Source organism: Nonomuraea sp. NPDC003707 (genome assembly GCF_053587055.1).
The window spans coordinates 1-13,932 of record NZ_JBSFNK010000057.1 but is presented as its reverse complement, the minus strand read 5'-3'; the positions used below and the strand labels follow the sequence as shown (position 1 = coordinate 13,932).

Sequence of the window (13,932 nt, the reverse complement as noted above, 5' to 3'; positions counted from 1 at the left end):
ACCTGGCCTGCCCGCTCACCGACGACTCGATCGTTTACCCCGTCGAGGAGGCCGGGCAATGAGTGCCGGATTACTGAACCTTGCGGTCGGCTCGGCCCTGGAGATGCACGGCATGCGCTGGGTGGTCGACCAGCTCGAGCCTCAGCACAGCCGGGTCATGCTGACCAGCGAGAACGGGCTGCGGGAGCGCACGAACATCCGGTATCTGCTCACTCACGCAGGCTTCGGCCCGGAACCGGAGGCGGCGGGATCGCCGGCCCAGGGAAGCCGTCAGCCGGCCGTGCTCGACGATCTGACACCCCATCAGCAGGACCTGGTCGCCTTGCGGATGGCGCACCTGCTGGAAGTCGAAACCGGGTTCCGCGGCGGCGATCCCACCCGGCCCGATCCGGGCGAGCCGAAGTCGGCCTACGACCCGGCAGCCACCACGCTCACCCAGCGGCGCCATGCGAAGGTCGCCGAACTGCGCGCGCTCGATCGTGAGCACGCCAGGCTGCTGGCCTTGAACAAGGTCGGCTATCGGACCTTGATCAGGTGGGAGGTCCGTAAGCGACGTCTTGGCGCGCTGGGCTGCGCGGACGGCCGGTGGCTCCGGCCAGGAGGCGGCCATCCCAGCGTCAGCGACCTGGTCCTGGAAGCGATCTATGAGGTTCGGCAGGAGTCGCTGCGGCGCTCGCGGATGAGCATGGCCTCGCGTGAGGTGCTGCTGCGGCAGCTGGTCCTGGAGAAGCATGGCCCGCAGATTCCGGTGCCCTCCCGGGAGACGCTGCGGCTGGTCTGGAAAGAGCTGTTCGGGCACGGTGGAGCTCGTCAGCGTTACGCCGCCTCATCACATAAGCCCTCCGGGCAGCACGTGATCGTGCATCGGCCGGGCCAGGTGGTGGTCCTGGACACCACGATTTTGCCGGTGAAGGTGCTGGACGGCGTGTTCGGCGAACCGGTGTCGGTGCATCTGACCACGGGGCTGGACGCCTACACGCATTCGGCGGTGGCGTTCCGGCTGACGCTGGTCTCCGACTCCTCGATCGATGTCGCGATGCTGCTGCGCGACATGATGATGCCCCTGCCGCTGCGGGAGGACTGGGGCGAGGAGTTGGAGTGGCCCTATCCCGGGTTGCCGTCTGCCGTGGTGGCGGAGTTCGCCGGGCACAAGGTGGCCGCGCTGCCGTTCTTCACGCCGGAGACGGTGACCACTGATCACGGATCGGTTTATCGCAACCACCATCTGGTGGAGGTCCAGCGCGTGATCGGGACGAACATCCTGCCGTCCCGGGTGCTGCGGCCGACTGACAAACAGGCCATCGAGCGGGCCTTCGGCGCGTTCCGGTCGCTGCTGTTCGAGCGGCTGCTCGGTTACACCGGCGTTGATGTCGCCGACCGCGGATCCGATCCTGAAGAGGACGCGGTGCTGACCATCGAGCAGATGGAACACAAGATCGCCACCTGGATCGTGAAGGTCTGGCAGAACCGCAAACTCGGCGGTCACGCTCCGGCCTGGGGGCCGGGCGAGGAGCACAGTCCCAACAGCCTGATGGCGGTGGCCATGGGCCAGGGCGGGTTCGCGATGCAGATCCCCGCCCCGGAGTTGTTCTTCGAGCTTTTGCCCATCACCTACGTCCGGCGCATCGACCCGGGGCGTGGGGTGAAGGTCCGCGGCCTGTTCTATGACGATCCGGCCCTGGACGACTTCCGCAACCAGCCGTCGGCCAGGGGCGGCCGGCACAAGCGCGGCTGGGTGATCCGCCGTGACCCCCGCGATCGGCGCTACACCTTCTTCCAAGATCCCCGCACGGAGGAGTGGCACACGCTGCGGTGGACCGGGCTGCCACCCGAGGGGGAGGTACCCTGCTTCGGCGACGCCCGGGTCACCGAACTGCTGCGGGAGGCCAAACGGGCAGGGCTGGCTCCCCGGTCCGACGCCGAACTGCTGCCGGTGCTGCTGGAACTCATCGGCGGCCTCATCCCGGCCGCGTCCTGGCCGACGCAGATGCCGAAGAAGAAGCGGGCCGAGCACGCGCGCGAAGCCTTGCAAGGACAGGCCGCGGCCGCTGACCGGCCCCCGGCCGCCGCCGCCACCGGTCAAGAGCGGCCGGTGCCGGCCGAGAACATCGTCACGGCTTTGCCCTCAGCACAGCGTCCCGTTCAAGCAGTTCAGGCGGTCGACGCGGAACGGCGGCGCCGACGTGAGGCCACGACAGCCGAGCAGCCGAACCTGCCCGCCCGCCTGGGAGACAGCTACCGGCGCGGCAACCTGTTCCTGCTGCCCGCCGCCGACGAGACGGACAATCCGGAGGGCGATGAGCATGGTCCAGCCTGAGCCTGCCGGACAGCCGACCAGCCCGTTCGTGCTCCCAGTGACGCAGCCGCCGGATCGCGAAACCCTCGCAGGCTGGCAGCAGTATCGGCGCACCCGGACGTCGTTTCAGCCGGCGCCGCGGCTGACGCTCGCCGACTACCGTCGGTTCAGCCCGCGCCGCAAGGCGCTGCATGACCTGCACCGCACCGCCACGCACGTCAACCTGCCGCTGCTGGAGACGCCGATGAGCGCGGCCGTCGACCGGCTGATGCGCTTCCGGATGCAGAACAACGCGTTGAAGACCAAGGCGAGCACGCAGTCCGGCCTGATGGTCTCCGGCGGCGGGTTCCAGGGCAAGACGGAAACGGTCTGCGACTGCGCGGCCGCCTTCGAGGACTTCCTGCGCGATCTCCATCAGGAGCTCAATCCCGATGCCGTCGTGGGAACCCGCGATCTGCACGCGCCCGTCGCCTACGTCCAGACACCGGTGACGGCCAAGCCCAAGAGCGTCTGCGAGGCCATCCTCGACTTCTTCGGCGCCCCGATCGCCCGGGGCGCGACCCTGCCCCAGCTCTGCCGGCTGGTCCGCGCGTCACTGCGCGATCACGGCACCCGCGTCCTGATCCTGGACGACGTGACCCGGTTGAAGATGCACCGCGAGGCCGATCAGGACGCCCTCGACCTGATGCGCGGGCTGATGAGCATGAACGTCACGCTTGTCCTGGTGGGTGTCGGCATCCGGCAATCCGGGCTGCTGACCGGCGGGCACTACGACGCGGCCTCCGGCCAATGGCGCTTCCTGCCTCGAAAGGACGGCAAGAGCTACTTCAACGACGAGGCGGGAACGCAGACCGACCGGCGCTTCGACCTGATCGACCTCGACCCGTTCCGCTACGACACCCCGGCCGGTATCGCCGCCTGGACCAGCCACCTGGCCGGCCTCGAAGACTGCCTGCGCCTGTTCCGCGCCGAGCCCGGCATGCTGACCACGGGTAACATGCCGGAATACCTATTCCGCCGCACCCAGGGAGTCGTCGGCCTCCTGGAGCGGCTCATCGAGGACGGATGCGCCGCCGCGATCGACAACGGCACCGAGAAGCTCACCGTCAGCCTCCTGGACGGCATTCACATCGACCTTCGGGATGTCCCCGGACGCGACCTGCAAGCCGGAGAGATCCCCGAGGTCCCCCAGCCGCCCAGGCCCTCACCGGCGTCCAAGCGCGGCCGCAACACGGTGTTCGACGATCGTGGGCCGGCCAGCAGTTCCTCAGCGAGCTAAGACAGGGGATGACATGGACGTTGACCCCCTTCCCCGAAGTCTTGACCCGCTGCCGGGCGAATCGCTGCGCGGCTATGTCCTGCGGCTGTCCTACCGGCTGGAGATCTCCCCTGCACAACTCACCGTTCTGACCGGACTCATGCCGGCCGTCAGGCGGCTCGGCCTCCCAGCTCACCTTCCTCATCAGATCCCCAGCTGCAGGCTCGCCTTCTTCGACGATGCTTCCGCTCTCGGCGACTTCGCCGAAAGCACCCGTATGACCAGGCAAGAAGCCGAGAACCTGCAGATGAGGTCCTTCTCTCCTCTCCAGCTCCCCGACCGCGGCAAGGGTGCCTCTGACGATCTCCGCCGCGCTGCCTTCGAGACCCCGTGGGTCTTCACCGCTGCCAGCCGCTGGTGCCCGCAATGCCTGGCCGGCGACGGGAGTCCCATCCAGACGGAGTTCGGCGGCTCTTGGCGCAAGCAGTGGCACCTGCCGGTGGTCTTCATCTGCCCAGAGCACATGACGGTCCTCGCCGCCCGCTGCGGCGTCTGCGGACACACCACCAGCGCGCAGTCCCCGCCCTGCGCGGTCGGCCGGGCCACCGACCCGAGCCTGCACCCCCTGCGATGCCGCGCCACCGTCGCAACCGTCCCGCAGAAGGTCCCTTACTCGCTCCGGCCACGCACGCCGGCCTGCGCGGCAACACTGACCGACCTGGCAACGCCTCCCTTGGAAGTCGCTGACCTGCGCCGCCTGCTCAAGCTACAGACCCGGCTCCTACAACACATCGAACCCGGGCAGCCGACGACAGAACCACCCACCGTGCTGGGCCGGGCCGTCGACCCCCTGCAATACCTCACCGACACCGCCCTCACCGCCGGCCTGATCCTGCTCTCCTGGCCGGCGACGCGGCGGCTCTGCCCCTCCCGCACGCTCGCCGCCGCGATCGACACCGAAGTGGAGCTGCGCCTCCGACAGTCGGACGCCTCGTCCGCAGCGGCCAGGCGAGGTTTCCGCTCTCCCTGGGCCGCCCCGCCGACCGATGCCCTGGCCTGCGCCGCGCTGCTCTGCATCACGCACAAACTGCTCGGCAAACCGTCCCCCGACAGCGCCCGGGATACCTTCCAAGAGCTTATCGACCGCGCCAAGCACGACCCGCGGACGGCCAACGCCATCCGCACCAGTTCACGGCGCTCCAGCACGCTCGCCGAGGTCTTCCGACGCGCTCCGATGCGAGGCAACATGCACCCACCACCACCTCCTCCACGCGCCCGATCGGCCACATCGCCGCTGACCGGCCTGGAACTGCTCACCGACCGCTACGCCACGGGACCGGCAGCGCTGGCTTGGCACGAACGCGGTGAACTCCTTCCCCTGGAAGCCGCCCTGGCCGCCGCCCGCGCCGACCCGAGCCCCACACCGGATATCGCGCTCGCGCTCGTGAAGCTGACCATGGAACGCAGGAAACGCATCCTCCGTGAGCTGGACAGGGACGAGTACGAAGCGCTCACCATCGCGCGGAACCTGCCCAAGCCGGTGAGCTGGGCCGAGCTCGGAGCAGCCGTCGGCATGTCCACCCAGGGCATCCACCAGCAATACGCCCGCCAGCAACTCTTTGTCACCCGAAGCTATCGCCGGACGGTCTAGTCACCAGGCGCCGTCGACAGTTCCCGTTCAGCGAGAAACTCATCCAGCAGCGTGAAGAGGACCTCGATAACCTTGGCTTCCTCTTCGCGGGACAGATCCCACCGCTCCCACCCATCAGGGAGAGCGATATGACGCACTTGGCCATGCCAGCCGTGGTTGCAGTCCTGGCCTCGCCGGGCTACCAGCCACTCCCGCCAGCCACGCAGGCCAGGACCTCCATGCCGCAGCGCGTGCTGATCATAGCCGTCCAGAAACCCTTCCACCCCAGCGAGTCTCGACCCCGCCACGAACATGCCCAACCGCTTGGCCACGAAGGCGAAGTACTCGCGTTCAGTCATTGCCGCCACGTCCGCCGTCACCGATTCGCCTCCCGACGCCACCACCAACCTGATCTTGGTGACAAGTATGGCTGGGATGTGACAACTATCTCTGGGAGCCTCAACAAGCCAGGACGTCGCTATAGATCATCTACGTCAATACACTATTGACATGCCTAAGCGAGCACTCCCTCAAGTCAGCAAAACCGCAGGTCAGGAGGCCATTGAGCGGATCGTACAGCGTCGCAGAGAAGTACGCGACCCCGATCTTGCGGTACTGGAGAGCCGGGATCCGGCCGAACATCCTTTTGCTGTCATCCAGCATGTTCTCAGCTGCCACAGAGTTCCGGACTGGGTGACGTCGAACGACGTCCTGGACGCGCTGTGGGTTTTGGCCTACGTGCGTCTCCATTGCCCACACCGCCCTGGTGAGGCTGAGCATCTTGAGCATGAACTGTTGGAACTGGGTCGTGTCATGCAGATCGCGATGATCCGCATGGCGCCGCCACTCAATGTGCAAAGCAGGCAGGCGGTTGAACACCGACTCCTTCGTCATCGCGCATCTCGATTGGGGCTTGGCCGGAGTGAGCGGCTCGAACGAGCACATCGATTGGCCAAGACCCAACCGCAGAGCACCTCCTCTGAAGCCCTCTGGTACGACCGACACGCCTTGGCGTTGTGGGAGGCGGCCGCGCAGTTGGTCACCTCACGTGCCGAGTTCGACCACCTCATTGATGATGAGATGGCCGAGTGTCTCATCGGCCTACGACGCGCAGTGCGGGAGATGCAGTGGCCACTGTCGTCGGCTCACTACTCCACCTTGCGAGAGATCGGCTGGTGGATGGAGGAGATCGTGGACTCACTGCGAGAGGTTCGTTATGCAGCCTTTCGCGAGCAGTTGGGCGACCTGCATGCCACAGCCGCCACGCTCTCGGCGGCCTATCATCGCGCGCGCTTCGGCGACGCGTGAACCTTTACTGTCTGTAGCCTGCAGCGGACTCTGGGCAGTGAATCAACGGTGTGCGTCAGAGGCGGCACGATGGACGTCTCCCCTGTGCAGGAGGCGATTCCCCGTGATGATGAGCATGAGCCCTGGTGTCCACAGGAGTGCCGAGCATCCGGCGGACCGTGAGGTCGGTGGCCGACGACCAGCCGCTGAAGTCGGCATATGGCAGTCGATGGAGCCATCGAGCCATTCAGAGAAGCCGGCTGAGGGTGTGTGATGCACGCTGGTCCGCATTCGCCCTGTTCTTTCCTACGACTCTCCGGCGAGCAGCACTCCCGCTGCGTACCAGCTCGCCCTCGACGCTGACGGGTTGCCGAAGGATCACGCGATGGCCGTCTTCATTTCACGACGCCACGCCCGTGACCAGGGCAAACTCATACACCACTTCCGTGGACGCAACCTTGCCTGACCGATCTCGGTTCCCGGCTCCCCCGGATGAAACGGATTGAGGCACGTTGTACACGTGCGCCCTTCACTCAATAGGGCGATGCTGCTGGAGTAGGCATACGCCATCACCACCCGCACAAAGTCGACGTCATGTGGGCGGGTTGGACCTCACCTGTCGAACCCATCCGGTTTCTGAGCAGTACGAGCCAGCCCGAGCAGATGCCGTCCCACCGTTGCAGGTAGATGCGCTGACACAGCTTTCTGGCCTGAATGCGGAGACCAGCTGACAGCCCGCCGCCGCGGTGGTCGGTGGGGTTAGCGGTGCACCGACTCGGCGCTGTTGAGTGCTCCGTGATGTGGCATGCCGAGCGGCGTTGGGCTGGAGGCAGTTGACGGTGCAGTCAGTTCCATTGGCGCCAGGAGTGGTTCCTGTCCGACCTTGACCCTTGACCGCAACGCTGCTGGGCTCGGCAAGGGATGGTGCGAGCCATCCAGAGGTCGGATGGAGGGCGCCAGTACTCGCTTGAGTTGAGACGCCCAACAGTGAGGCCCGGCCCTGAGTGGTGTCGACACCAGGGTTGGGGCACCGATGTGGGAAGAACGCGGTTGTGGGTGGACACGTGATCACCAGCGCTGACCGGCCTCCTGCGTGCGGGGCTGTAGAGCCTCTGGAGCGACGCAACCCCCTTCTCGGTATCCGTTATCCAGGGGGTGCCTGTTCGGGCCTTAGGCGCGTTTCCGCAGTTAAAGGAGTGTTACTCGTGAGTAACTTAGGCCATGGTGGCGCGAGTGACGCCTGAGCAGCGCTGTTGGTCGGACGCATGTGATCGGAGAGCGCTTTGATAGGCGAAATCCTCCCGTCACTGGCTATTTTGAGCCCCGATAGCCAGCCCTCCCGCATGACATCCAAACGTCAAAAGGGCCTCTGACCTGGAGTTTCACAAATGAACTTGCAGCAACACACACAGCAACACAACCTAAGAGCTCTGCTGCGCATGCGCTTAGCTGTAGCCATGTCTTCAGACACGTTCATCTCAACTCCACGCGCCGACGGGTTACCTGAGGAGGAGGGCAGCAAATATGGGCGACACGCCCGGCTCTCGACCGGCGTCGCCGGGATGACGTACAGCGACCGCCTCAGCCTTGCATCCCGCTCCCCTGCCGGATCTCTGAATGTGCGGAGTAGACAGGAGCTCGCTGCCTCAGCGCTCGTCGAAGCAGACCTCGTGATCCACCCGACCTAAGTCGTGGCGCCCAAGACCCTTGCGCCAGACGCCAACCTGGATGGAATAGCTCGCCGACGAAGGAGCAGCCTGACGACCTCACTGCATCGCTTGCCCCACAGGAGATTGATTTCGCACAGGAGTCCCTCTGCGGAGAGGATGAGCACAGTCCGCTTCCCCTGCACTTTTCTCAGGCATCCTTGCGAGTTTTCTCCCCAAGAGGCTGACGCCATGGTTAAGATCGGCGACGTGATACCTCTAAGCAGATTTGGGAGTCCCCTGTGACATCAACGGTTCACTCCTCCACGTCCGGGAACGCAGACGAGCCGACAGCCGAGCAGATCGCCGGGGTAGAGCAGGTCATCTCGGAATGGATGCGCCGAGGCGTCACGACCATGAAGAACGTGGTCGCCATGATGATGCGAAAGGGAGGGGCAGGCAAGACCACGGAGACGCTCCTGATTGCCGATGCACTGTCCCGCTTTGGGCTCAACGTCCTCGTGATCGACATGGACCCGCAAGGAAACGCTTCTCTCGGCTTCGGCCGGCCCGTCATGATGGTCGCTGTCGAGGCTCGGATCGGCAAGTCCAAGCTAGAAGAGCCCGATGTCCTTACCGTGATCGAGGTGATCAACTCCGGCGAGGCCGGTGTCGCTGACGAGGCGATCATCATTATTGACACGCCCGGCTGGACCTACGACGTAGACGTGCCGTTCAACCGCGGTGGCCCTCTGCGCCCCGGCAAGATCGGCACCATCGGACTCATCCCTGCGTACGAGGCGCTGGAGGACCTGCCCGGCTCATGGAAGCCTGCCGACTTCGAGCGACTCGCGCACACGCTGCTGCTGCCAGCCGAGCAGGGCGGCACCTCGCCGAACCACCGCTGGGACGTCGTACTTATCGACACGGCCATCAACCAACGTCTTGGCGTCCAGGCAGCCAAGGCCGCGTACTACGCGCTGTTCGTGACGAACGCCGAGAAGTTCGGCGTTGATGCCATTCCCAAGACCATGCGCCTGATCAAGGACGTGCGCGAAAACTACTATCACGACGGCATCGACGTCATGGGGCTGGTCTGGAACGCCTACGTACCTCGCCAGAACACCGCTCGGGCACTCACCTCCGATGCCACGCAGTACCACGAAGCCGGCCTGGAGCATTGGGAGGCTCCGATCTGGCCGTACGAGATCCCCAAGACCACCGTCATCAGTGACTCGCACGACATGGCAGCTCCCGTCTCGGCGTTCCTTACCACATCGGAGAGAAGAGAAATGGCCACCCGGGTCTGCCAGGTGGCCGAGGCGACCACGCTACGGATGCTCGAGGAGATCGGTCACCCGCTGGCGAGCGAACTGCGTACTGCCTGGCACCAGGCATGGCCGCAGAAGGAAAAGACCGACGTGATGTCGAAGGACGTGGCGTAGTGGCGGGGGGCAAGCGGACAGGGCGGCTGCAACGGCAGCCTGTAGCGGGTTTCGGGCACCTGCAACCGGCGCCAGAGCAGCAGGCGCCGAAAGAGTCGCCGGTCGTGGTGGCCGACGCGCCAGCCGAGGCGGTCCGAGAAGAGCCGCGCGACACGGTCGCGCCACCAGCAGACCGCCAGCCGAATACGGTGCCAGCAGCGCCATCGCCCGAGCCTGCCAAGGCGACCGAAACCGTACCTACGGTTGTGGCGCCCGCCGCCCCAGCGGCAAGGCCAGCTGTGGAGGACCAGGTTCAGGCGCCCGGACCAGAAGCAGCCGGTCCTGCTCGGGTACCCCAAACCGCACCTGCGCCCGGGGCGCCGCCCGCTGTCGAGAGGCCGGAAGAGGGGCACCAGGTCCAGACGCCTGGACCAGAAGCAGCCGCCCCAGCCGACCACGGCTCCACGCCGATTAATCAACCAACAGAATCGGTGCAGAAGGCTAGCCGAGTTCTGAGCCAACCCAGAACAGACAGGGACGAGCCCAGGGATCAGAGCATCGCCGGGACGGTGACGGCGCCCAGGCGTCGGACGTCTCCCGCTCGTTCGTCCTCTGGGTACTTCCAGCCGCGGCCGGCTGAGCTTCCCGCTCCTATCAAAGAGAAGCTCGCGTCTCTGCCGCCCAACTATCTCCGCCTTTATCAGAGCTTCAGCGACGCCGCCGATCGAGCCGTCGGTAGCGCTCAGCGGAATGTACGACTGAACGCAAACCTCGCGTCCCGTCTGACCAGGCAGTCGGTGGCCGACAAGAGACGGCTGACCGCTGGGCGTCGGCCTGCCCTAGCCGTCAGTCACTACATTGACGCTGCTCTCCGACAGGCGCGCCAGCAACCCCTTGAGGTGCTTGTCCAGATGGGGCAGAGCTTCAGGATTCGGACGTCCCATGAAGATCTGCCGCGACCCAATACCTACTCGCTCACCTCGGACGTGGGTCAGTGGATCGACGACCTCAAAGACGAGCTGAGCATGGTTGATGCCTACAGAGGCATGCTCGGGCACATTCTCAACGCGTGCGTCGAGGCGTTCCTCGACGGTTTGGAGCATGAAGCCACGAATTCAGCCTGATCAGTTGTGCGCGTCCCGATCTTCTCCGGAGCTCTGCGAAGTGGGAGAGAAGGACGGCGGGAGGTCGAAGGCGTGATGCGCGCGTTCCCTGGGCAAATCGGCGCATCACGCCACCGCCGAGCGTTACACAAATGCACGAGGTCTGCGGCAGGGGTAGCACCCTGGCGTCACGACGCGCGACCAGGAACAGCCCGTCGACAGGGGGACCAGGAGCGAGGCGAGATCCTCGATTCGGGAGACGTTGGATGATGAGGCAGCGGCAGTGCCTTCGGACGCTCGCGCGTTGGCCGTGCAGAACGTCGGTGTCGGAGACGGATCGTGGTTCGACGCCGAACTGTTCGAGAGGGCGAGCAAGTTGCACGGTGCTGTCGGCTCGAGTCCCACCCACATCACGCCGTCGCGATAGGTGGCTCGGGCCTCGTCATGAGCGGCCAACTGGTGAGCGAGGATCGTCTTGCCGCCACCCATGCCGACGAGGCCAGATGTGCGCCCTGCTTCACGCCCACGGGCCGCAGCCTGAGCCCTGATCAGCGGTGTGGCCTCGGCCTCCAGAGCAGGATGTGCGACCACCGGCACGCCGACGAACGGTCCGACCGTGAGCGGGCCCTGCTCTACGGCCTGTTTGCCGGGCGGTGCTCCACGTGGTTCGCGGCGGCCAGCAGCCACCACTGCTCCTCACTGCTGCGGGCTGGTCCACCCCGTCCGGCAGCGGTAGAGCAGCCCGATGCTTTGCGTCCGTGCGATGCCCGCGCCGCTGCACCCGAGGAGCTACTGGTCAAGGACGGCACCGGGCACCGCCCACGAGCTTTGGACTCCTTTGAGCCTTACCTACGTCAGCGCTGGACCGAGAGCTGCACTAACGCCGAACCGCTCTACTAAGAACTCCGCGAACGCGGCTACCGCACCGTTCCCACCACAGTCCGCCAATACTTGCAACCCTGGCGCTCGGACACCGCCGGGAAATCGCCGCTCCCAGCCCCGCCCACAGTGTGGCAAGCCACCGGATGGCTCCTGTGCAACCCCGCCACCCTCACCGTTGACGAACAGCGACACCTGGACACACTCACCACCGCTTGCCCGCCCCTGGCCAGGCTCGACGACCATGTTCGCGCCTTCGCCGACATGATGGCCAGTCGACACCGCCACCACCTCGAACGCTGGATGGCCACATCCGACGCCGACGACCTGCCCGAGCTGCGCTCTTTCATCCACGGGCCTGCGCCGCGATCTCGACGCAGCCCGCGCTGGCCGGAACCTGCACTACAGCTCCGGCCCGGCCGAGGGATACGTCAAGCGCATCATTATGTGAAATCAGATCCGTCAACCTGAGAGCATTTTCCGTTGCTCGGCGGCGGCTGGAGTTAGCCCAGTAGGTTTGTGAGGCGTGGGAGTTTCGCCCGGCGTTGGTCGGTGTCGTCGTAATCCCAGCGCTCGTCCTCGGGGAATGCATCGCAGACGCGGTGGAGGCCCTGCGCTTCGAGGGCGTTGTCGAGTCCGTCCTTTGGCCGGTGGCGCGTTCGTAGGCCTTGAGAGCTATGTAGTTGAGGAGGTCCCATTCAGGCCACTCGTCGTCGCTCCAGTCCGAGCTCGGACGACCAGCGAGGCGACGAACTTGCGGAAGGTCCGCCAAGGAGTCGGGGCTGGCTGCTACCTGCTCGAACGCATCGTGGCCGAGGCCTATCAGCCAGGGTTGGAAGTACCAGAAGCTGTCGTCTGAGCACCAGCCCTGCAGGATGTGCCAGGCAGCGCCCCCCCCATGAGTCGGGTATCCAGGCGTTTCCGCTGGTCGGTGAGGTGGAGTTCGAACTCGATGATCTCTGAAATCGGTAGCTGGGCGAGCTGGGTGGTGAGCCCTTCGGTGCGTTGATCCTGGCTCGCCGTTTCGGCTGCGGAGCGGTGAATGAACGTCCAGAAGTCTTCGAGTTTCACGGCCGCAAGCTATCGGTATCCTGCCGAACATCCACGATCGGGAGGAGCGTCGCCGTTGTGGGGATGCTGAGATCGCGCGGTGTGGGCCCGGCCGGAGTTGGGACGTCGACGAGCTGGTCGAGGAGTCGGTCGAGCGCGGCTTGTCCGTCGTCAGCTGCGGCGAGTTCGTCGTCCATGAGCAGGATGCTAACCGACATGCGTTGAAGGTCTCCTTTGCCTCGAGAAGTTGGGCCTTGGCGGAGTTCTTCGGGGTATAGAAGTTGCATTTGGCGCAGGTCATGCGGTGCTGGCACTGCTCGAAGAACGTGTAGTTGCAGAATCCGTGCCCCAGGACGTAGTACTGCCACGGCTGGCGCGGCCGCCGCCGCGCCATTGGTGACGACGTCCCGGGCGAGGAGAACTTCAATGGTGCGGACGTTGCGGGCGAAGTAGCCCGCGTCGTCGTTCGCCCAGCCTGGCCTCCCGACGGTAGCGATGAGTGGCCCCCCGCCTACTCAGCTGTTTCGCGGTGCCCGTGACCCTGCGGCAATGTGCTCTGGATGCGCTGCGGCTGTATAAGGGAGACAGCGCGGACTCGCCCGCCAGCTGAGCCAGGCGGTCCCCTCCGCACGAACTTGATGGAGGCCAAGACATGTCCGCAGATACAGACCGAGTCAGGACCGAGTCGCCATACTTCCTGCGGGAGCAGGTCGAAAGATCGGCTATCCCTTTTCGGCGCCACCCCTACCGCATGGCATCGGGCACGCAATCGGGAGACACCGCAGGATGTGGCCCGCTGGACAACGAGGAAGTCACTAACAAGAACACACCAGCTGCATCGCCGAGTGGGCCTCTTTTCGATCTCCTGCTGAGTCTGCACGCCCGCACAGGGCGTGCCATGGAAATGATCGACAAGGCGCTCGGTCCGCTCCCGTGACAACCGACCACAGGGTCTTGCGTTCTGCTGCGCCGGACTGGCCCGACGATCTGCTGGAAACGCGCTCACACCACGATCGTGCGTGGTCGCGGTTTCCACAAGGAGCACGATGATCGATACATCCGCCCGTGCGACCGTAGCCAGCCACCGCGACCGAGGAATTCCCTCGGAACGGCCTGAGGTGTTTCGTTGCTTCGCCGCGCGAGGACGCATGTCTTTCGGGGGACCGCTCGTGCGCTTGCTCCAGCGAGGTCGTGCCATTGCCAGTGGACTACGACGTCTCGGCGACAACCACTTGTGATCAGCTTCCCTAGTGCTGCGTTCCTTAAAGGGTGTGGGATTGCCTCTGGCCAGGAGCCTTGAGCAGGCGGATTCTCATGGCAGGAGGGTTCCGCCATGCCGAAGCTACTGTTCGCGCGGGC

At 65.4% G+C, this 13,932-nt stretch carries 10 protein-coding genes; 5 read left to right on the top strand and 5 right to left on the bottom strand.

The genetic code is table 11. The annotated features are described in order from the left end of the window. Nucleotides 1-58: 58 nt before the first annotated feature. Genes ACWDRB_RS61845 through ACWDRB_RS61835 form a run of 3 tightly spaced genes read left to right on the top strand, consistent with a single transcriptional unit; the run spans nt 59 to nt 5,205 of the window. Nucleotides 59-2,317 (top strand): transposase, encoded by a 2,259-nt coding sequence (locus ACWDRB_RS61845; protein ID WP_449911201.1) that lies wholly within the window; start codon nt 59-61, stop codon nt 2,315-2,317. Further along, on the top strand, nt 2,304-3,575 hold the full coding sequence (locus ACWDRB_RS61840; protein ID WP_449911199.1) for an ATP-binding protein: 1,272 nt from the start codon (nt 2,304-2,306) through the stop codon (nt 3,573-3,575). Before ACWDRB_RS61845 ends, ACWDRB_RS61840 begins: the two co-directional genes overlap by 14 nt. Nucleotides 3,576-3,588: 13 nt before the next feature. After that, on the top strand, nt 3,589-5,205 hold the full coding sequence (locus ACWDRB_RS61835; protein ID WP_449911197.1) for a TniQ family protein: 1,617 nt from the start codon (nt 3,589-3,591) through the stop codon (nt 5,203-5,205). On the opposite strand, the gene ACWDRB_RS61830 is transcribed toward ACWDRB_RS61835, so the two are convergent. Continuing rightward, nucleotides 5,202-5,564, bottom strand: coding sequence for a hypothetical protein (locus tag ACWDRB_RS61830; RefSeq protein WP_449911195.1), 363 nt, complete (start codon nt 5,562-5,564; stop codon nt 5,202-5,204). The genes ACWDRB_RS61835 and ACWDRB_RS61830 overlap by 4 nt on opposite strands. A gap of 130 nt (nt 5,565-5,694) precedes the next feature. Here ACWDRB_RS61830 and ACWDRB_RS61825 point away from each other — a divergent pair, with 130 nt between their 5' ends. Together ACWDRB_RS61825 and ACWDRB_RS61820 are read left to right on the top strand one after the other, a co-directional pair. After that, nucleotides 5,695-6,492 (top strand): hypothetical protein, encoded by a 798-nt coding sequence (locus ACWDRB_RS61825; RefSeq protein ID WP_449911193.1) that lies wholly within the window; start codon nt 5,695-5,697, stop codon nt 6,490-6,492. Between the two features lie 1,927 nt (nt 6,493-8,419). After that, nucleotides 8,420-9,562 (top strand): ParA family protein, encoded by a 1,143-nt coding sequence (locus ACWDRB_RS61820; protein ID WP_449911192.1) that lies wholly within the window; start codon nt 8,420-8,422, stop codon nt 9,560-9,562. Nucleotides 9,563-10,380: 818 nt separating this feature from the next. Here ACWDRB_RS61820 and ACWDRB_RS61815 read toward each other — a convergent pair. The 4 genes from ACWDRB_RS61815 to ACWDRB_RS61800 form a co-directional block, all read right to left on the bottom strand. Further along, entirely contained in the window at nt 10,381-10,644 is a 264-nt protein-coding gene (locus ACWDRB_RS61815; protein ID WP_449911190.1) for a hypothetical protein, read from the bottom strand. A 1,225-nt stretch (nt 10,645-11,869) separates the two neighbouring features. Further along, a complete protein-coding gene (locus ACWDRB_RS61810; protein WP_449911260.1) occupies nt 11,870-12,397 on the bottom strand; it encodes a DUF4240 domain-containing protein in 528 nt (175 codons plus the stop codon). Beyond that, a complete protein-coding gene (locus ACWDRB_RS61805; protein WP_449911188.1) occupies nt 12,346-12,594 on the bottom strand; it encodes a DUF4240 domain-containing protein in 249 nt (82 codons plus the stop codon). The genes ACWDRB_RS61810 and ACWDRB_RS61805 overlap by 52 nt, the downstream gene beginning before the upstream one ends. Continuing rightward, nucleotides 12,591-12,770, bottom strand: coding sequence for a hypothetical protein (locus ACWDRB_RS61800; RefSeq protein ID WP_449911186.1), 180 nt, complete (start codon nt 12,768-12,770; stop codon nt 12,591-12,593). The genes ACWDRB_RS61805 and ACWDRB_RS61800 overlap by 4 nt, the downstream gene beginning before the upstream one ends. Nucleotides 12,771-13,932 lie beyond the last annotated feature (1,162 nt).